The organism is Pseudomonas sp. AC169 (assembly GCF_979258515.1).
In genome coordinates this window covers 2399906-2420544 of record NZ_OZ409866.1, presented here as the reverse complement: position 1 = coordinate 2420544, position 20639 = coordinate 2399906, and the positions used below count along the sequence as shown (strand labels likewise).

Annotated in this window: 16 protein-coding genes; all 16 read left to right on the top strand. The window is 56.4% G+C overall.

The annotated features are described in order from the left end of the window. Window positions 1-40 precede the first annotated feature (40 nt). The 16 genes from ACZZ0G_RS11085 to ACZZ0G_RS11010 all read left to right on the top strand — a co-directional run bounded on the left by ACZZ0G_RS11085 (window position 41) and on the right by ACZZ0G_RS11010 (window position 20639). Complete coding sequence (locus ACZZ0G_RS11085; protein ID WP_034152084.1) at window positions 41-181, top strand: hypothetical protein; 141 nt, start codon at window positions 41-43, stop codon at window positions 179-181. A gap of 18 nt (window positions 182-199) precedes the next feature. Beyond that, window positions 200-1396 carry a type VI secretion system-associated FHA domain protein TagH gene (gene tagH, locus ACZZ0G_RS11080; RefSeq protein WP_463556158.1) on the top strand — a complete coding sequence of 399 codons (1197 nt, stop codon included), beginning with the start codon at window positions 200-202 and terminating at the stop codon, window positions 1394-1396. A 5-nt stretch (window positions 1397-1401) separates the two neighbouring features. Next, window positions 1402-1902 carry a type VI secretion system lipoprotein TssJ gene (gene tssJ / locus ACZZ0G_RS11075; RefSeq protein ID WP_463556157.1) on the top strand — a complete coding sequence of 167 codons (501 nt, stop codon included), beginning with the start codon at window positions 1402-1404 and terminating at the stop codon, window positions 1900-1902. A gap of 2 nt (window positions 1903-1904) precedes the next feature. Then, window positions 1905-3236, top strand: a complete 1332-nt coding sequence (gene tssK, locus ACZZ0G_RS11070) for a type VI secretion system baseplate subunit TssK (RefSeq protein WP_007920300.1) — start codon at window positions 1905-1907, stop codon at window positions 3234-3236. Window positions 3237-3241: 5 nt separating this feature from the next. After that, entirely contained in the window at window positions 3242-4117 is an 876-nt protein-coding gene (gene icmH, locus ACZZ0G_RS11065; RefSeq protein ID WP_016985783.1) for a type IVB secretion system protein IcmH/DotU, read from the top strand. A 13-nt stretch (window positions 4118-4130) separates the two neighbouring features. Further along, complete coding sequence (gene tssM / locus ACZZ0G_RS11060; RefSeq protein WP_463556156.1) at window positions 4131-7670, top strand: type VI secretion system membrane subunit TssM; 3540 nt, start codon at window positions 4131-4133, stop codon at window positions 7668-7670. After that, window positions 7670-8398: a PP2C family protein-serine/threonine phosphatase gene (locus tag ACZZ0G_RS11055; protein ID WP_038359322.1), complete on the top strand. Its 729-nt coding sequence runs from the start codon at window positions 7670-7672 to the stop codon at window positions 8396-8398. The genes tssM and ACZZ0G_RS11055 overlap by 1 nt, the downstream gene beginning before the upstream one ends. After that, window positions 8395-9396, top strand: a complete 1002-nt coding sequence (locus ACZZ0G_RS11050; RefSeq protein WP_186613298.1) for a serine/threonine-protein kinase — start codon at window positions 8395-8397, stop codon at window positions 9394-9396. Before ACZZ0G_RS11055 ends, ACZZ0G_RS11050 begins: the two co-directional genes overlap by 4 nt. 28 nt (window positions 9397-9424) lie before the next feature. After that, window positions 9425-11461 carry a type VI secretion system Vgr family protein gene (locus tag ACZZ0G_RS11045; protein WP_463556155.1) on the top strand — a complete coding sequence of 679 codons (2037 nt, stop codon included), beginning with the start codon at window positions 9425-9427 and terminating at the stop codon, window positions 11459-11461. Between the two features lie 5 nt (window positions 11462-11466). Beyond that, on the top strand, window positions 11467-12483 hold the full coding sequence (locus tag ACZZ0G_RS11040; protein ID WP_463556154.1) for a tetratricopeptide repeat protein: 1017 nt from the start codon (window positions 11467-11469) through the stop codon (window positions 12481-12483). Between the two features lie 18 nt (window positions 12484-12501). Beyond that, on the top strand, window positions 12502-15666 hold the full coding sequence (locus tag ACZZ0G_RS11035; RefSeq protein WP_463556153.1) for a glycoside hydrolase family 19 protein: 3165 nt from the start codon (window positions 12502-12504) through the stop codon (window positions 15664-15666). Beyond that, window positions 15647-16357, top strand: coding sequence for a hypothetical protein (locus tag ACZZ0G_RS11030; RefSeq protein ID WP_463556152.1), 711 nt, complete (start codon window positions 15647-15649; stop codon window positions 16355-16357). Before ACZZ0G_RS11035 ends, ACZZ0G_RS11030 begins: the two co-directional genes overlap by 20 nt. A 468-nt stretch (window positions 16358-16825) precedes the next feature. After that, window positions 16826-17251: a hypothetical protein gene (locus ACZZ0G_RS11025; RefSeq protein WP_463556151.1), complete on the top strand. Its 426-nt coding sequence runs from the start codon at window positions 16826-16828 to the stop codon at window positions 17249-17251. A gap of 209 nt (window positions 17252-17460) precedes the next feature. Next, window positions 17461-17721, top strand: a complete 261-nt coding sequence (locus tag ACZZ0G_RS11020) for an XAC2610-related protein (RefSeq protein ID WP_463556150.1) — start codon at window positions 17461-17463, stop codon at window positions 17719-17721. 20 nt (window positions 17722-17741) lie between these two features. Continuing rightward, window positions 17742-19106, top strand: coding sequence for a lysozyme inhibitor LprI family protein (locus ACZZ0G_RS11015; RefSeq protein ID WP_463556149.1), 1365 nt, complete (start codon window positions 17742-17744; stop codon window positions 19104-19106). Between the two features lie 138 nt (window positions 19107-19244). Continuing rightward, window positions 19245-20639: a TIGR01777 family oxidoreductase gene (locus ACZZ0G_RS11010; protein ID WP_463556148.1), complete on the top strand. Its 1395-nt coding sequence runs from the start codon at window positions 19245-19247 to the stop codon at window positions 20637-20639.

The following is a 20639-nucleotide window of genomic DNA, read 5'->3' as shown; positions in this document are numbered from 1 at the left end:
GTCGGCGCTTTGTGCTTTGTCTACACCTGGAGACCCTCTGATGTCTGTTCGTCACTGGCAAGCTGCCCTGCTGACCCTCGTCGTTCTATGCGGCCTTGGCGGCTGTAGCGGTAATTACAAATTCAACGACAACGACTATCGCCCGTTGGGTGATCCGCAAGCGGTCAATCGCGGCAAGTGACCGCAAGGAGCATCAAACATGGAATTGGTTTTCGAAATGCTGAACACCAAGCAGTTCGTGCCCACCGAGTTGTGCCAGAAGACCTTTAAACAGGCCGGCGGCGTGATCGGGCGGGGCGAGGACTGCGACTGGATCATCCCTGACCGCAAGCGTCACTTGTCCAATCACCACGCGATTGTCAGCTACCGCGAGGGCACGTTCTTCCTCACCGACAGCAGCAGCAACGGTGTCCAGGATGGCGAGAGCGGTGCACGCCTGAACAAAGGCGAACCGGTGCGCATCGAGCACGGCAGCACCTACGTGCTGGGTGACTTCGAGATTCGCGCGCGGCTGGTGCGCGACCCGGCGACCTTCGACGGTGAAGTCGGCCGCCCGCGAGCTGCTGGCAGCATCATTCCCGATGACGCCTTCCTCGATCTCGACCCGCTCAATGCCCTCGAGCAGCAAGAGCGCGTGTATTCGGAAATCGACGAACTGCTGGCGCCGAACACCAAGCCTGAGGACTCCCGTCAGCGCGCCGACTACGCGCGCATCGACATGGAAAGCCTGATGGTGCCGGAGCTGATCGCCGCCCCCGTCGAACCTGAGCCCGCTCCGGCGCCGAAAGCCGTTGAGCGTCAGAGCGAAGGTTTCTGGGATCACTTCGGTGCAGCCCTTGGCGTCGACGTCAAAGGCCTCAGCCACGACGAACGCGAAGCTTTGGCACTCAATGCTGCGCGCTTGCTGCGGCAGAGCATCGGCGGTTTGCAACAGAGCCTGCGCACCCGTTCCGAGCTGAAAAACGAATTGCGTCTGGTCCAGACCACCGTGCAAGGCACCAACAAGAATCCGCTGAAATTCGCCGTCGATCCGAGCGAAGCCCTGCAGATTCTGTTGCAGCCAAGCAAGCCCGGCCATCTGCCGGCCGAGCAAGCCATCTCCCGCGCGTTCCGCGATCTGCAGGCGCATCAAGTGGCCTTGCTGACCGCCAGCCGCGCCGCTGTGCGTGGCACGTTGGAGCACTTCTCGCCAGAACAACTGACCCTGCGTTTCGAGCGCGACAACAAGCCGTTGATCGCCACCTCGGGCGGACGCTGGAGAGCGTTCGGCCGTTATCACCAGGCGCTGCGTCAGGACGATGACTGGAGCGAGCGTCTGCTGGCCCGCGACTTTGCCCAGGCCTACGAAGAACAGATTCGCCTGATCTCCACCCTCCACACCGACCACCAAGGATGATGCGCATGTCTCGCCGCTCGACCGCTTTTTTCAAGACGCTGACTGCGCTCACCGTGCTGGTGTTGCTCGCCGGTTGCGCGTCGCTGTCGCCATACTCGAAAGTGACCAAGATCAACCTGAAACTGACCGGCAGCGATCAGCTCAATCCGGACCTCAACGGTCGGCCGTCGCCGATCGTCGTGCGCCTGTTCGAACTCAAGCACCCGGTGACCTTCGAGAACGCTGACTTCTTCAGCCTGTACGAACGCGCCAAGGAATCCCTCAACCCGGATCTGGTGGCCAGCGAAGAACTCGAACTGCGCCCAGGTGAAACCGTGGAGATGAAACTCAAGGTGGAAGAGGGCAGCCTTTATGTTGGCGTTCTCGCCGCTTACCGCGACTTGCCGGAAACCCAATGGCGCCACACCGTTCAGATCACTCCGCTGGAAGTCACCGAAGTCGATCTGACTCTGGACCAGACCGGCATCCGCAACACCAATCAAGTGCTCGCCAAGGCGGATGACTGATCATGAATACCCATAAAGTCATTTGGCAGGAAGGCATGCTGCTGCGTCCGCAGCACTTCCAGCACAACGATCGCTATTACGATCACCAGATGAAAACCCGCACGCAATTGCTGGGTGGCTACACCTGGGGTTTCCTCAATCTGGAGATCGACTTGCAGTTCCTCAACATGGGCAAACTGGTGATCAGTGAAGCCTCGGGGATTCTGCCGGACGGCAGCCTGTTCGAACTCGGTGGCAACACCGAGCCGCTGGCGCTGGACGTGCCGCCGAACACCGGTAACACGCCGATCTATCTGGCGCTGCCGCTGGTCACCGGTAACCACATCGAGTCGCGCCGTCCGGAGCAATCCGACGTGCTTGCGCGTTACACCGCGTACGACGCCGAAGTGGCCGACTCCAACGCCGGCGACGATTCCGCCAGCCAGGTCAGCTGCGGTCGCCCGGACTTCAAACTGCTGCTCGGCGAGCAGCAGAGCGATCAGGCCTACGTGAAGCTGAAAATCTGCGACGTGCTCGACACCACGCCGGACGGCGTGATCAGCCTCGACCCGGACTTCGTGCCGACCTACATTCAGGCCCACGCCTCCAGCTACTTGCTGTCGTGCCTGAAAGAAGTCATCAGCATGCTCAACCACCGTGGCGACACGATTGCCGAGCGGATTCGCTCGAACGGCAAGGTTGGCGGCGCGGAGGTTGGCGACTTCATGATGCTGCAACTGATCAACCGCACCGAGTTGCTGCTGCGCCACTACCTCGGCCTGGAGCAAGTGCACCCGGAAGAGTTGTACCGCACGCTGCTGACCATGCTCGGCGATCTGGCGACGTTTTCCGGCGAGAGCAAACGCCCGCGTCTGGACAGCCGCTACTCCCACGCCGATCAGGGCGGCAGCTTCCGCAAACTGATGGAAGCGATTCGTCAGGTGCTGTCGATGGTGCTCGAACAGCACGCCATCGAACTGATCCTGCAAGCACGTCAGTACGGCATCATCGTCTCGCCGTTGCACGACCACAAACTGCTCGGCTCGGCGTCGTTCGTGCTGGCAGCCAGTGCCAACTGCGACTCCGAAGAACTGCGCCACCGCTTGCCGGCGCACCTCAAGGTCGGCCCGGTGGAGCGCATCCGCCAACTGGTCAACCTGCACTTGCCGGGGATCAAGGTCAAACCGTTGCCGGTGGCCCCGCGGCAGATCGCGTTCCATTCGAACAAAACCTATTTCATCCTCGAACTCAGTTCCGAAGACCTGGCACAACTCGAGCGCTCCGGCGGTTTCGCGTTCCATGTGTCCGGCGAATTCGCCGAGCTTGAACTGAAATTCTGGGCCATCAGGAACTGACCGACATGATCAAGGAAACGGATTACAACCAGGACGACAAAACCGTCCTGCTCGATCGTCAGGGCCACGGACCGGCATCGAGTCCGCTGACCGACTTCGCCGCGCCGCCGCGTTTCGAGCAACTGGAAGAACGCATGATCTACGCCGCGCGCCTGCGCCCGGCGGAAGCGTTCAACATCAGCCTCAATTCGCTGGTGGCGGCCTCGTCCGAGCTGCTTTCGGAAGTGGTGCGCCTCAAGCACAGCGAAACCCGCGAAGACTTGTACGCACTCAATGAGCGTCTGACTGCCGGGCTGAAATTGTTTGAAGTACGCGCCCTGCACAATGGCGCCGAAAGCAGCCAGGTGATGGCCGCGCGTTACGTGCTCTGCACCGTGGTCGACGAAGCTGTCGTGACCACGCCGTGGGGCAACGAAAGCGAGTGGTCGCAGATGAGCCTGCTGAGCAGCTTCCACAACGAAACCTTCGGTGGCGAGAAGTTCTTCCAGTTGCTCGATCGCCTGTCGAAGAACCCGGTCAAGCACTTGCCGATGCTCGAGCTGATGTACCTGTGCCTGTCCCTTGGTTTCGAGGGCAAGTACCGCGTACAGGCACGTGGCATGCTCGAACTCGAAGGCATCCGCGACGCCTTGTACCGGCAGATTCGTCAACTGCGTGGCGACGTGCCGCGCGAGTTGTCGCCGCACTGGGAAGGTCTCAACGATCAGCGTCGCAACCTGGTGCGCATCGTGCCGGCGTGGATGGTGGTGTTGTTCACTTTCGTCTGTCTGGTGGTGATGTATTCGGGCTTCGCCTGGGTCTTGGGCGAGCAGCGCGACACCGTTCTGCAACCTTATCAGCCGCTTGATCCGGCCGCGGTGCAACCGCAGTCGCAGCCGTAAACAGGGACGTGTGATGAAAAAGTTTTTCAAGAAAGTCGGCGCCTTCCTGCGCCAGACCTGGGTCTGGACCTTGCTGCTGGTGCTGTTCGTGGCGCTGCTGGTGTGGTTCGTCGGCCCGTTGTTGGCGGTTGATGACTACAAGTTCTGGGAGAGCGCGACCGCGCGCCTACTGACCATCGCTGTGCTGTTCCTGATCTGGGGCCTGACCATGGTCTTCGTCAGCTGGCGCTCGGGTATCCGCAAGAAAGCCGAGGAAGAAAGCGAGGACGGTCAGGATCGTATCCGCCGCGAAGAGCTGATCGACGAAGAGCAGAAAGAGTTGAAGGCGCGCTTCAAAGACGCGCTGAAAACCCTGAAGACCTCGAGCCTGTATCGCGGCCGCAGCGAACGCTGGCGCAGCGACTTGCCGTGGTACCTGCTGATCGGTCCACAGGCCTCGGGCAAGACCAGCCTGCTGGACTTTTCCGGTCTGGAATTCCCGATCAACAAGATCGACCGCAAACTGACCCGCGACACCCTCGGCACCCGTCATTGCGACTGGTACTTCGCCGACCACGGTGTGTTGATCGACACCGCCGGGCGTTACACCACGCAACCGGATGTGGAAGTCGACGGCGGTGCCTGGACGACGTTGCTGGAGCTGCTGCGCAAGCGTCGTCGCGGCCGTCCGTTGAACGGCGTGCTGGTGACCATTCCGGTGGAAACCCTGCTCGGTGGCAGTGAGCAGGACATCGAAACCCTCGCGCGCCAGATTCGTGGCCGTCTGCAAGACGTGCATCAGAAACTGCACGTCGACGTGCCGGTTTATCTGGTCCTGAGCAAGGCTGACAAGCTGCTCGGCTTCGACGAGTTCTTCGATCAACTGACCCGCGAAGAAAGCGATCAGGTACTCGGCACCAGTTTCCGCAAGGATCAGGTCGGCACTGACGTGGCTGTGCTGCGCAACGAGTTCGAAGAACTGCTGCGTCGCCTCAACAGCCAAGTGATCATGCGCATGCACTCCGAGCGCGACACTCAGCGCCGTGGCCGCATCCTCGACTTCCCGCATCAACTGGGGCAGATCGGCGAGCGCCTGTGCCTGTTCGTCGACATGGCGTTCACCGGCAACCGTTATCAGCGTGCCACGCAACTGCGCGGTTTCTACCTGACCAGCGCGCCGCACCTGACCCAAGAGATGGACTCGACCACCGCCGGCATCGGCGCCAGCCTCGGCATGAGCGCCGGTGTGCTGCCGACCCTGCGCAGCGGCCGTTCGCGGTTTATTCATCACTTGTTCAGCCAGGTGATTTTCCCTGAATCCGACTTGGCCGGTCTGGACAGGCGCGAGCGCAGCCGCATTCATTGGGGCCAACGGGCGTTGTACGTTGGCGCACTGGCTGCACTGGCGTTGTTCGGCATGCTTTGGGCGGGCGGATTCTCGGCCAACTACGAGCGCTTGGAAAACCTGCGCAATCTGGCGCAGAACTGGACGCAGCAACGCACGGCACTGTCGCCGCGTGATGACGCCATGGGCGTGCTGAAAACCCTCGACAGCAGCTACGCCGCAACGCAGGTGTTCCCGAAGAAGGGCGACGTTTCGTACCACGAACGCGGTGGTCTGTATCAGGGCGAAGACGTTAATCCAGTGGTCAAAGAGGCTTACGAGCGCGAGCTTGAAAAGCAACTGCTGCCACGGGTTGCGACCATGCTCGAAGGGCAGATCCGCGCCAACATGAAGGACCGCGACCGCCTGCTCAACAGCCTGCGTGCGTACCTGATGCTGAACATGAAAGACCGTCGCGATGCCGCGTGGCTCAAAGACTGGGTCGGCACTGACTGGTCGACGCGCTACACCGGCAACACTGCCGTACAGAACGGTCTGAATGCGCATCTGGAGCGTCTGCTGAAGCAGCCGTTTATCTACCCGCTGAACGATCAATTGGTTACTCAGGCGCGTCAGGTCTTGCGCAGCGAATCGCTGGCCACGGTGGTTTACCGCATGCTCCGAGAGCAGGCGCGCAATCTGCCGGACTATCGTTTCAGCCAACACCTTGGCCCACAAGGCTCGCTGTTTATCGGCACCGAATACGTGATCCCGGGTTTCTACACGCAAACCGGTTATCAGCAGTATTTCTCGGTGCAGGGTTCGGCGCTGGTCACCGACATCCTGCGTGACAACTGGGTACTCGGCGAAGGCGCGGGCATCAGCGACATGGACTTGCGTCGTCTGATGGTCGAGCTGGAGCAGCTGTACTTCCGCGACTACGCCAACTATTGGAGCGAAGCGGTTGGCCAGGTTGCCCTGCCGCCGATCAGCGACGCCGGTGAAGGCGCCGAACAACTGGCGGGCCTGACCTCGGCCAACTCGCCGGTGCTGGCATTGCTCACCGAAGTGCGTGAGAACACCCGTTTCCAGGCGGCAGCAGATCCTGTCGAAGAAGCTGGCGACGCTGCTGATGCGCTGGCCGGGCAGAAAGGCAAACTGGGTAAGGTTGGCAAACTTGCCGCCGCCGCAGCGGACAAGGCTTCGGCCCTGAACGTGGCGAAGACCCTGCCGGACACCGCGAAGAAATCGCTGCAACGCCGCTTCGAACCGCTGCATCGCTTGCTCGATGACAACAACGGCCCGGCGGCGGACCTGACGCCTGCACTGAGCGCGCTCAACGACCTGCAACTGCAACTGGCCGGCCTGGCCCGTTCCAGCACGCCGGAACAAGCCGCGTTCGAAATGGCGAAAACCCGCATGAGCGGCCAGCGTGATGCGCTGACCAACCTGCGCAATGCGTCGAGCCGTCTGCCGCGTCCGCTCAGCGTGTGGTTCAACGTGCTGGCTGAAGACTCGTGGCGTCTGGTGCTTAACGATGCTTACCAATACCTGAACGGCCGTTATCAGAACGAGCTGTACAGCGTGTATGGCAAAACCATCAGCAAGCGTTATCCGTTCAGCGCCAGCAGCACCAGCGACGTGGCGATCAGCGATTTCCGCGAGTTCTTCCGCGCTCAAGGCACCGTCGACCGCTTCTTCGACAGCTACATGCGTCCATTCGTCAGCGGCGATCCGGGCAACTACCGCATGCGCAGCGTCGACGGGCACAGCCTGCCGGTATCGAAAATGTATCTGGACCAGATGGCGGCAGCGCTGACGATTCGTCAGAGCTTCTTCTCGATCAACCCGGCCGAACCGACCGTGCAGTTCAAACTGGAGCCGTACACCCTCGACCCGGCGGTCAGCCGTTCCGAGTTCAAGTTCGGCGACAAGACCATGGAATACCGCCACGGTCCGATCCTGCCAATGTCGTTCAAATGGCCGACCGATGCTGAAGACGGTCGCACCAGTCTGGTCATGGACAAAATGGCCGGTCGTCCGATCGGCATCGAGAAGAACTCCGGCCCATGGTCGCTGTTCCGTCTGTTCGACCTGATGCAGACCGAGTACCTGACCGGTCGCGATGTACTGGTGCTGAAAGCCGACGTAGGTGGCCTGCGCGCCAACTACCTGCTGACCAGCCAGCGCACGCCGAACCCGTTCGACATGGGCGTGCTGCGCACCTTCCGTATGCCGGTGCAGCTCTGATGCTGGTGGCCAGTGCCTGGCGCAGCGCGGCGCGTACCGACCCGGGCAAGGTGCGGGCGCGCAACGAAGATGCTTTCCTCGACTCGCCGCAGCAGGGGCTGTGGGTGGTCGCGGACGGCATGGGCGGTCATCAGGGTGGCGACATCGCCAGCCAGTTGATCGTCGCCAGCCTGGCTGAACTGCCGCAACACGAGGACTTCGACGAACGCCTCAAAGCCATCCGCCAGTGCCTGCACTGGCTGAACCGGCGCTTGGGCCAGGAGTTGACGGTTACCGCCGGGCGTCACGACAGCATCATGGGCAGCACCGTCGTGGCGTTGCTGGTGGAAGGCAATCGCGCGGCCTGCATCTGGGCCGGTGATAGCCGTTGCTATATGTGGCGTGGGCAGCGGCTGTATCAGCTGTCCAAGGACCACTCGTTGCAACAGCAATTGATCGACGAGCAGCAAATGAGCGTCGAACAAGCGGCGGCGCACCCGGCGGCTCAGGCTTTGACTCGAGCCGTCGGCGCCGCTGAACAACTGACCCTGGACGTCCTTGAACTCGAGGTTTATCCGGGCGATGCGTTTTTGCTCTGCAGCGATGGTTTGTATCAGGGCCTGAGCAGCGATGCCCTCGGCAACGCCCTCAGCCTCAGCGCGCCGCACGTGGCGCTGGAACGTTTGTTCGACGGCGCCCTGCGTGGCGCGGCGCGCGACAACCTGACAGCCGTGGTGATCCGCCAATGACTGAAATCGAATCCTCAGTCGACGACTTGCTGATGAGCGAAGAACAGGCCAGCAACCTGACCTACTTCGCCTTCGCCAAGGAAAACAAAGCAGAGCCTTTGCTGGCGCCGACCAAGGCCAGCATCGGTGCACTGCCGGATGTACTCGCCGGTCGCTACCACCTCGAGCGCCTGCTCGGGGCCGGTGGCATGGGCGCCGTTTACCGGGCGCGGGATCTGCTGCACGAACAGTTCGGCGATCCCGACCCTTACATCGCGCTGAAAATCCTCAGCGAAGAATTTGCCGAATCGCCGGACGCCAGTGCCTTGCTCTACAGCGAGTTCGCCCTGACCCGACGCCTGCGCCACGACAACGTCGTGCGTGCACACACCTTTGAAGTAGACACCGACTGCCAGCGGGCCTTCATCACCATGGAATACATGCGTGGCCTGACCCTGGACAAATTGCTCTGCGAGCGGCCCCTCGGCCTGCCGTGGCAAGAACTGCGCGACATCGTCCTGCCGCTGCTCGACACGTTGGCCTACGCCCACGGTCGTGGCGTGCTGCACGGTGACATGAAACCGAGCAACGTCATGCTCAGCGAAGACGGCTTGCGCCTCTTTGACTTCGGCCTCGGTCAGGCAGAGGAGGGCGTGATGCCCGGCCTGCCGCACCTGAGCCGCGAACGCTTCAACGCCTGGACCCCGGGCTACGCCGCCCCCGAACTGCTTGAGGGCCAACCGTTGTCGGCCAGCGCGGACGTGTACGGCGTGGCCTGCGTGATCTACGAACTGGCGGGCGGCAAACACCCGTTCCGCCGCTTGCCCTCGACCCAGGCCCGCGACGAGCACCTGGAGCGCGAACTGCAAGCCCCGGCGAATTTACCGAAACACGGCTGGCCAGCGCTGCGAACCGCGCTGAGCTTCGACCCGGCAGAGCGCACCATCACTGCCCAACAATTGCGTGACGCCTTGGGCGCCACTTCGTCCTGGCTGCAACGTCTGCGACTTCGGGCGTAACGGATGACATTCGAACAGGGAGCACTTTATGTTCAACCCAGCTAACGAAACCCACTTCAGCCTCAAGGTCGAAGACTACGTCGGCGACCTGCAAGTGCTGTCGTTCACCGGCACCGAAGGCATCAGCCAGCCGTATCGTTTCGACCTCGAACTGGTCAGCGAAAACCCGGATCTGGACCTCGAACAACTGCTGCACAAGCAAGCGTTTCTCGCATTCGATCCACAAGGCTCGGGCATCCACGGCCAGATCTACCGCGTCGCCCAAGGCGATGCCGGCAAGCGTCTGACTCGCTACAAAGTGTCGATGGTGCCGCAGTTGCAATACCTGCATCACCGCACCAACCAGCGCATCTACCAGCAGATGTCGGCGCCGAAAATCATCGCGCTGATCCTCGAAGAACACGGCATCAAGGGCAACGCCTACAGCTTCCAGTTGAGCCAGCCGTGCCCGGATCGCGACTACTGCGTGCAATACGACGAAACCGACCTGCACTTCGTCCAGCGCCTGTGCGAAGAGGAAGGGATTCACTACCACTTCCAGCACAGCGACAAAGCCCACCTGCTGGTGTTCGGCGACGACCAGACCGTGTTCCCCGACCTCGGCCAGCCGACCGCGTACGTGCAAGGCAGCGGCATGGTCGCCGAAGAACCGGTGATCAAAGGCTTCAAACTGCGCCTGGAAACCCGCACCAGCCGCACCACGCGCCGTGACTACGACTTCGAAAAGCCGCGTCTGCAAATGGAAGCCGCATATAAGCCGGACGGCGAAAGCACGGAGCCAGATCTCGAAGACTACGACTACCCAGGCCGCTTCATCGACCGCGCCCGTGGCAAGTTCCTCAGCCAACGCGCCCTCGAACGCCATCGCGCCGACTACCGCCAGGCCGAAGGTCGCGGCGACCAGACCAAACTGGTCAGCGGCCACTTCATGGCCATGTCCGACCACCCGCGCAGCGAGTGGAATGACCTGTGGTTGCTCACCGAAATCTTCCACGAAGGCAAGCAGCCGCAAGTCCTCGAAGAAGGCGTGACCAGCGACACCACCGACAACAAAGACGACTTCCACCAAGGCTACCGCAACACCTTCCTCGCCACCCCGTGGGACGTGTTCTACCGCCCGGCCCTCGAACACCCGAAACCGCGCGTCCTCGGCAGCCAGACCGCCATGGTCACTGGCCCCAAAGGCGAAGAAATCCACTGCGACCCATACGGCCGCATCAAAGTCCAGTTCCACTGGGACCGCGAAGGCCGGGCCGACGACAAAACCAGCTGCTGGCTGCGCGTCTCCAGCGCCTGGGCCGGCGACCGCTACGGCGCCATCAGCATCCCGCGCATCGGCATGGAAGTCCTCGTCACCTTCCTCGAAGGCGATCCCGATCAACCGCTGGTGACCGGCTGCCTTTACCACAAGGAAAACCCGGTGCCGTACGCCTTGCCGGCGAACAAGACGCGCAGCGTGTTCAAAACGCTCAGCTCGCCGGGTGGTGGTGGGTACAACGAACTGCGTATTGAAGACAAGAAAGGTGCGGAGCAGATCTACATTCATGCCCAGCGCGATTGGGATGAGAACGTTGAGCACGATCAGAAGATTCGTGTCGGCAATGAACGTCACGACACGGTGGTGAAGAACACCTATACCGAGCTGAAGGCTGAAGAACACCGCACCACTATCAGCGACCGCAAGATTGAAGCGAAGCTGGATGATCACCTGACGATTGGGCAGAACCAGCATGTGAAGCTGGGCACGGCGCAGCTGACCAGCGTGGGGAAAGAGATACACCTCAAGGCTGGGGACAAGATTGTTATTGAGGCCGGGACGGAGCTGACCATTCTTGGGGGTGGGAGCTTTATCAAGCTGGATGGCGGTGGGGTGACGGTGGTTGGGCCGGTGATCAAGATCAATGCGGGTGGTTCTGCGGGATCGGGGACTGGCATCGGGATTAAACCGCCGGTGCTGCCGGGGGCGGCGGATAAGGATAAGGCGGGGAGTTTGATGGATCAGGCGTTGTTGAATGCGCCGCCTGAGAAGGTTAAGCCGAAGGCTTTTTTTGTGTTTTCTGAGTGATCGACATGAATGGAGTTTTGAAGAAGAGCAATGGCATCGCGATCGCGGTTTTCACCGCGTCGCTGTTGAGCCTGTTTCATGGCAGCGCTTATGCGGATGAGTGTCCGTCCGAGGATTTTTCCCGGTTTCTGCCGGCGTTTTCTGCGAATGCCGAAACTCAGCAGCGGTTGACTGCGATGACGGTGAAGTCGCTGGTATTGAAACCGGTTGGTGAGCACGGGGTTTTTGAACCGCAAACGACGGGAGTCAACAGCTCCAATCTGGCGTTTCCGTTAATGGCGCCTGTAGGCATAGAAAAGACTGAAGGCGTTGAGGTTGAAGCGATTGACGAAAGTCATTTCAACGTAGTGGATAAGCGAGCGGGTAATAGCAACATCAAGATTTTTAACTTTTCTCGCCAAGCGTGTTGGGTGCTTGAGGGGGTTGAGGATTGGTCGATCAGTGAGAAAAACCTTTTATTGGCGAGCAAATCTCGCTTGAGCCAAGCAGAGAACTTCTGCTTTCAACGTGCGGAAGCTTTTAGAGGTTTGGGGGGGCTGGAGCAGTATCGACTCACAGGCGAGTTGTTTGAAGCCTCACTGGAAAACTATCTATGCGCAGCAGCTTCGGGTGATCCTCAGGCCAGTCTGAGTGCCGCTAGTTTGAGTCTTTCCGGCATGGCTCCGCAGTTGGAAACCGAAAAAGTTGAGAAGCTATTCAAGGCAGCAGCGACCACTTTGCCGGAGGGGGCGATGAGCCTGTCGTTGTTTTATTGCGACGGTAACAACATTTCTTCTGACGGTCCTTGCCAGCGTCCAGCACAGGCTGAGGAAGCGCTGACGCAAGCTGCCCGTATGGGAAGTGCTTTTGCAACAAATGCACTTGGTCGAGCCTTTGAGACTGGAAAGTTTGTAACAAAGGACATGTCCAGGGCGTTAGCTTGCTACCAACTGGCTGCCAAACACGGCAGTAAAGGGTCGATCGCACATCTAGAACGTTTGGATAAGCAGCCAGCTGGTATTCAAGCCAGTTTTTGCTATTGATTATTGCAGGAAGCAGAAATGACAGAACCACTTGATTTGTCGAGCAACTATACCAGTGCTAACTATAGGTATAAGGAGGGCGGGGATGGTTATGCCGTAGAGAACGGTAAGAAAATTGTCGACTGTTCTCATATGGTTAACCTGTTGCTTACAGGTGCTGGCTACGAAGTTCCTTATCAAAATACAGCGGGCCTCAATAGTTCGGCAGCCCTTCAATACTATGATGTAATTAGCCCTGTTAATGTAAAACGTGGAGATATCGTACTCTGGATTAACAAAACGTCAAATCGGGATAATAAAACCTTAAATCATACGGGTATAGTGGAGTCGTATGACAGTACAGTGGACTCTGAGTTTGGTGAGTTTTTTGGAGCGCAAAGTTCTGGTCCAGCCACTGCGAAATTTGGCTCCTATGATAATGCCCATTTTTGGCCAGTCCCTACAAAATTTTTAAGGGTCAAAGAGTCGACGAGGTCTGCTTCTCCAAGCACTCCGGCAGCAGCTCCGTCAGCTGTTCCAGCGGCGTCACCGTTAATGAGTTTCCAATATCCATTTAGAAAATCAGACGGAAAACAGTTTAATGATTCTAATGAAATATACAAAGCGTTAGAGGCTGAGAAGTCTGGTCATTATCTGTTGGGTAGTAATAAATTCTGGCATGGCGGTATTCATATAAGTGAATTAAGCGCTCCTCAGAGCATTCGCGATCAGCCGATTCAGTGTATGGCGGATGGTGTGGTTGTTGCTTATCGGCTGAATGACAAATATTTGACGTCTCGGTTTGGACAGGATAAGCCGGCAAAGCCCGCAACGGAAAGCACACCTGCGGTGGAGCAGAAGAAGGCTCCAGAGTTAGAGTATTCAAATTCATTCTGCTTAGTTCGGCATGACTATAAGTCCCCTCTGAATCCAGAAGTTGGCGGAAATAAAGACAAATTTAATACGCTGACGTTTTATAGTCTTTATATGCACCTGCTGCCTTTTAATAGTTATCCCTTGGCACCAGAGGAAACACCGAAGGCAAAGGTAAAGATGATTGTCGGTGATTTTCAGGGCCACAGTAGTGCGCCATGGGAGCCTGGAAATGAGCCTCAGGGGAAAATAGCAAAAAATACTGAGCTTGAGATACAGGATCAGAAAACCAATGAAGGAAAGACTTACGCCAAGGGAAGAATCCTCGCTGGAAAAGTCACAAAAAATGGATCAACAACAAAAGGAGTTGGTGACGAAATCTGGTTTGCTTACAAGGAAAATGGAGAGAGTTACAAAAACTCAAAAGGAGATTCAATTTACGTTGAAACCCCAATTCCTGAACGTATTAGACCGGGATATTGGAAAGGGCAGGTTGAAGGGCACGTTAAAGGAGCGGGTTTGCCTCTTTTTAATGCGCCTGCTGTTTTGGAAAATGACTCTGCGGCTGGACCGCCCAAGGGTAGCGCTACTTTATGTGCGGATAGCGTTGTGCAGTTTGATAGCGGAAAAGTTATAAATTTGATGGTCGGCAACACAAAGCGGAGTATGGCTGAGTGTGTATTCGTTCCTGGAGTTATTAGTAGTGCCACGGGGCTTAAAGGGGGCGGTTCCGTCCCCGACATATTCTGGGCGTGCGTTGATGACCCTAACCTATATTGGCATAGTGTCACGCCATTAGACTTCAATAAAGTTGAAGCAGTTAAAACATCGATAAAGGCCGGGGATCCAATTGGCTATTTTGGTTTGAATCAAACAGTTTCTGGGCCGAATGTTGGTGTTAATAGTAAGCGTAGCGTTCATGTGGAAATTTTTTCAGCCGATCCAAAAATTACAGATTTCCTCGACAATAAAGCGCAACTGAAAATTGGCAAACAGTTCTTATATGTTCCCAAGGGGACTGAATTGCGTCTAAAGTCTCCTTTGGTTGGAACTTTAAATCTGAAGGAGGAGCACCACGTAGAATTGAATAAAGCCAAGATATTCAAAGATACTGAAGAATGGTATGACCTAACTCTTGTCGAAAATGGTCAAGCTGTATCAGGATTATTCAAAAAACAAGGTGCTCCAATTATTACTCAGCACGATTGGGCGAAGTTGGGATTCAAGATTGTTAAGGAAGAAAATTCTGAGGCAGATGGGTTTCTTGATCCAGATAATCTTCCGGATTTTTTCAAAGAGATTTACGCGAAAATCGATAGAGATGGAAATGGTGATGTTACAGCTGATGAGCTATCTGACGCTCAGAAAAACCCTGATCTTCGTGAGCGCTGGTCAAGGGTAATCGCATTGCATCCGACAGAGTGGAAGGATGAGTCGGCTTCGCCTAAATGGAGTCGCCTAAAGGATGTCTTAAAAGACTCTCTTGATAACCTAAATCATGAGAGTGAACGCATTGATAATTTAGTTTTTTGGAACGATCTTCCCGCAATAGAAAAAAATGCTCTGTCTAATGGGATGATTTATCATTTCCACCCTGTTGAATTTATTGCGAACGCCAAAGCGCAAAACTCTATGATTATTACTTTGACGATGCTTAAGGCGATTTTCAAAAGTGCTGATGATCCTTCCCAGTTACAGCTATTGGCGGATGAGCTGAATCCGAGGCTTTCGGAGTATAAACTCGATACCCCTTTAAGGTTGAGCCATTTTTTTGCTCAAGTGCGCGTTGAGGTCGGCGATAGTTATGCTCTTGTGGAATCGCTAAAATATCGTCCGCAAGTGTTGATTAATAACTTCGCATATTTTAAAAATAGGCCGGACGAAGCTGATCTCTATGGGTTTAAACCTAATGTGCAAAGTGCGAATCAAGTTGAAATCGCTAATAGAGCATACAATGGTGTTACTGGTAACTCTGATCTAGGCAATGGAAATATTGCAAGCGGAGATGGTTGGAAATATCGAGGTCGTGGGCTGAAGCAGCTAACTGGTCGGTATAACTACAATGATTTCACTAATAAGTATCCAGGGCTTTGGCCGGGCGAAAATTTAAATTTTATAAATAATCCGGCTTTGCTGGAGCAACCTAAGTATGCTGCTAGGTCGGCAGTTTATTTTTGGTTAAAAAATGAGCTGTATAATATTGCGGATAAGGGAGATTCTGAATCCTATGTTAACGATATTACAAAAGTTATAAATCTTCATACGGGTAGTTATGCTGAACGTCGCGCTCAATTTACAAGGATATGGGAAAATGAAAAAATTTTTAGATAGCTTGATTTTTTGCTTGTTTATTTTTAGCTTCGCCGGCAGCGTCAGTGCAGGGGATTATCTCGTTATTAATGCTGACGTGACGGGGGATGGGCAAGCAGACGTCATAAAGTTGACCAAAGGAGGGGCTGATTTCTTTGTTCTTGTGGTCACTTCTGGTGGGAAAGAAATTTTTAAAAATGACAGTCTTGTTCCAACGAAAAAAATGAACAATAGCGGAGGACTGGATGTATCGCATGGCTTATCTGTGGTAGACGGAAATTTGGTGATTCAGTATTACTTCTGTGAACCATCAACCAGTGTTTGCTACAGCAGAAATGTTGTGGGTACTTATAAGGATGGAAGCTTTTTGTTTTCTCGTGAAGAAATTGTCGCTTCAGCTGAAAAAACGATAACGCGTGACGTTTTTTACCAACGCCCTGCCACGCCTCTGAGTGATCTAACCTATCAAAAGTTTCTCGAGAACGATGGCGATGCAAAGAAGTTATTTTCTTCTGCGTTTGGTACGTGTGTTCAAGAGCTAGGAGGGGATTCTCTGATGAAAATTTCCGATGAGTTGGAGAAAGAAAGTCCCGCGGAGTGGGTCCGGAACACTGGTTGTGTGACACCTGCTTTGGTATTTAGTTTACAGGGTCAAGGATTGCTCACTATGGAAGCTGCTTTGCGGTATGTCAGCTCCTTAGCTATTAAGTGAAGCTTATTTAACTGTTGCAGGGGAATGGGAACAGACCACGGTTTGAGTAATTACCCAGAAAACGTGGTCTGTCCCATTTTTTCTACCACGCACAGCCGCCATACAGTCGGTAGCGCGAGCTGGGATATGCCCGATCAGCGACCAATGACGTTGCGAGTCGTCTTTTACCCGGACTTGCACGTCCGTGTCACCGTTTTTTGCGGTGACAAATCAAGGTTAGCGGTGAATGCAAGGGGTGGATAGTTCATGGATGGCTCGGCGTCTTGCGGGAAATGTCCGACGAACATGACATCCGTTTAGCAGTAGATCGAAAGATCGTGACTTCTGTTTAAGTGGTTGCGACACAGTGAGGATCGGTCTGACAACAACGGCCTATCCACGTAACCGACGCCTATCGATGATAGATTTTTTGCTGGAGAAAGCCGGGAGTTAAAGAGCAGTGAACTCGACTCTCATAAGGAAATGAACATGAATAAAACCCTTCTTTTGCTGCCCAGCCTCTTTCCACTGATGGCCCACAGCGCAGTCACCAGCGAATCACTCTGTTTCGAACTCTCCGAAACCAGCCCGGTAAAGTTCGAACTCCGCACTTACTACGACGAAGCCAGCAAATGGTCTGGTGGCTTCGTCAAATACGCCAAGTCAAACGAGCCAATTTCCATTGTGCTGACGGATTCCGAGAACGAAATTCTCGACCCGGACGCCCCTTGGCAGCGCACCAGAACCTGGTCCGAAGTCGTCAACGGCAAGGTCACGGGCACTTATGAGTTGATGACACAAGGCTCACAGATGGTCTCGATGTCTTACACAAAGCAGTCCAACGGTAAGGCTTATAGCTTCGGAATCAGCACCAGCATCGACTCCTCCCTAGAGTCCGGATGCAAGTGGGAATAGGGCAAATACATTCAATTCAAACTCTAGCGGTATCACTGCTCGGCCTGATGTGGACGATCCCGGCGTTAGCCGAAACCACTACATTCAGCCCAACCAAAGGCGTCGACGCGACGCTGGTTCTAGAAGGCTCCAAGCTGAACATCGCGGTTAAAAGCGAAACGCACAGCGAGTCGCGGACAATCGCTTTTGAAGCCGAGAACGAACTCCACATGCAGCTCGACGATTTCAATTTCGACGGCACCAAGGATTTTGCGATCTGGCGGCTTGATGACGGCATGGGTACTTACGATTACTACCGAGTGTTCGTTTATCAAGCGAAAACCGGCACGTTCGAAGAGTTGCAGCCGGACTGCGGCGATGGCTTCGTTAACCTGCGCGTCGACAAAAAACGCAAAGCGTTGCTCAGCACTTACTGGGAAATGAACATACCCAAGCAATGCATCACCCGATTCACCAAACGCAAAACCTGAATGACTCAAGGATGAACACAGTGAACCGTTTTGTTTTAACCCTGCTGGCCGTACTGCTGCCGGCTTCAGCTGCCTACGCGCAGGACGACTGCAGCCATGTCACCTCAAGCCTGGAAATGGTGCCCTGTTCGGAGGCGGCGAAGAAGGCTGCCGATGCGCAGTTGAATGTCAGCTACAAGCAGTTGATGTCGCGACTTGAGTCTGACTATCGAGCAGATCCGGCGTTGGGTGCGGAGTACGCGGCGAAGGTTAAAGAGTCGCAACGTGCGTGGCTGAAATTGCGCGATGCGAATTGTCCGTTGGAGGCGTTCGAGATCGAGGCGGGGATGCCGGCGCATGTGTTCGCCGTTAACTCGTGTATCGCCAGAATGAGTCGCGAACGCTCGGCGTATCTGGACAAGATCGTCCCTGCTCTTGCATCCGACAAGAGCACTTCGACGGCACCCACCAGCGACGCTTGTCCCTCGGAGGAGTTCGCGCCTTTCCTGACGGCGTTTTCCGCCAACAGCGAATCACAGCGCCGTCTGACTGCGATGACAGTGAAGTCGCTGGTCTTGAAACCGGTAGCTGGGAAGGATCGAAGTACATTTGAGCCTTCGACCTCGGGTGTTAGTGGAGCAACGTTCACCTATCCGCTGATGGCTGCAATCACGCCCGGCAAGACAGCAGGAGTCGAGATCGAAGAGGTCGACGACAGTCACGTCCACGTTGTGGATAAAAGGGCAGGCAACAGCAATGTGAAAATCTTCAACTTCTCTCGTCAGGCGTGCTGGGTGCTTGAGGGGATTGAGGATTGGTCGATCAGTGAGAAGGATCTTGTCGCAACACGTAATCCAGGAATGAGCCGCGCCGAGAACTTCTGTGATCAGCGTGCTGAAGCTTTAGGTGGGCTTGGGTTGCTTGAGCAATACCCTCTAACGGTGGAACTGGTTGAAGCGTCCCTAGAAAATTATGTATGTGCTGCGGAGTCAGGTGATGCAGAGGCAAGTCTTTCGGCGGCAAGCCTGAGTCTTTCTCAAATGGCATCCCAGTTGGAAACCAGCAAAGTAGAGGCGCTGTTCAAAGCGGCCTCGAAAATACCGAGTGGCGCGCTGGGCTATGCCACGTTTCTTTGTTCAGGAAACTCCACCGACTATAACGGCCCTTGCCTCCATCCCGAGCAGGCAAAAGAGCAGGTTGTTCGTGCTATTTCCATGGGCTCCACAGACGCGATGAATTATCTGGCCTCTACCTTTGAAGGTGGCGAGCTTGGAACGAAGGATATGTCCCGAGCGTTAGCCTGTTATCAGATGGCGGCTGACAAAGGTAATCAGTTGGGCATCTTCAACGTGGGGCGATTGGAATCGCAGGGCGCTGAACCGATCAAGGCCAGTCACTGCATCTGAAATGCCAGGTCATGTCTGATGCGTTTTCGCAGTCGTTGGGTCTGAATCCGTCCGGTAAAACGTTTAGTTTTTGAGCGTCTGACGACTGCGATTTTCCTTTAAACTCCCCACCCCCAAGGAATGCGCTCAGGACACGGAATGCCAGCCCCCTCTACCTCCCTTCGCCCGGCGTTAGTGCTCTGGCTTTACGCCGCCGCAATCGTGCACATTCTCGCCGGACTCACCCTGACCTGGGCCGGGCATTCCGGTTTACTCGACGGCTATCTTCAAATTCTCGAACTCGCATTCTGGGGTGCCGATGCTGTACCCGCCGCCGGCCACGAACAACAAGTCTGGTGGCTCGCGCTGTTCGGCGCGACGCTGCAAAGTTATTCGTTGTACATGCTCGCGCTGGTGCACTTGGGCAATCGCTTGAAAACCCCGGCAGTGTGGGGCTGGTTGATCGCGGGCATCCTGTTATGGGCGCCGCAGGACATGTGGCTCTCAGCGCAACAGCAGGTCTGGTCGCACCTGTGGCTCGACGGTTTTGCGTTGCTGGTGTTGTTGCCGCCGCTGTTCTGGTTGTATCGGTATGACCGCCGAAAATCCCCTTCAGTAAAGGCACTGAGCCAATCCAACCCGTTTGCCGATGGCGCCTACAAGCGAGTGCTGATCACCGGCGGCACCGGGTTTATCGGTGAAGCCTTGGTCAACCAACTGCTCGACTCAGGCCATTCGGTCAGCGTTCTAACGCGCGATCCATTGAGCGCGGCCAATCTATTCAACGGCCGCGTCCGCTGTGTGCATTCACTCAACGAACTCAGCCACGACGAAGCCTTCGACGTAGTGATCAATCTCGCCGGCGCCCCCGTCGCCGGCCCACGCTGGACTCCCAAACGTCAGGCGCAATTGCTCGCCAGTCGAGTCGGCACCACCGAAGCGCTGATGACCTGGCTGAAGAACACCAAGCACAAACCCACCCTATGGATTCAAGCCTCGGCCATCGGCTTCTACGGCGTGCGCGACGCCAGCGAAAACCTCGACGAACACGCCAACAAGGGCGACGGTTTCATGGCCGAACTCTGCGCGCGCTGGGAAGCCGCCGCGCAACCGCTCACGGAGTTCGGCGTGCGTCAGGTGGTGCTGCGTCTCGGCGTGGTGTTCGGCCCCGGCGGTGCGTTGACGCCGTTGCTGATGCCGTTCCGCCTGGGTTTCGGCGGGCGGATGGGTGACGGTCGGCAAATCATGAGCTGGGTGCATCGCGACGATGTGCTTCAGGTGATCGCGCGGGCTTTCAACGACGAAAATCTGCGTGGCACCTACAACATGGTCGCGCCCGAAACGGTCAGTCAGGCCGCGTTCGCCGAGCAGGCCGGCAAGGTCCTCAAGCGTCCGGTGTGGTTGCACATTCCCGCCGCGCCAGTGCGTGCATTGGCGGGGGAGATGGCGCAGCTGTTTTTCGACGGTCAGCGCGTGGTGCCGCAGCGTTTGACCGAGGCCGGCTACACATTCCGCTATCCAACCCTCGACGCCGCTCTGCGCGATCTGACCTGA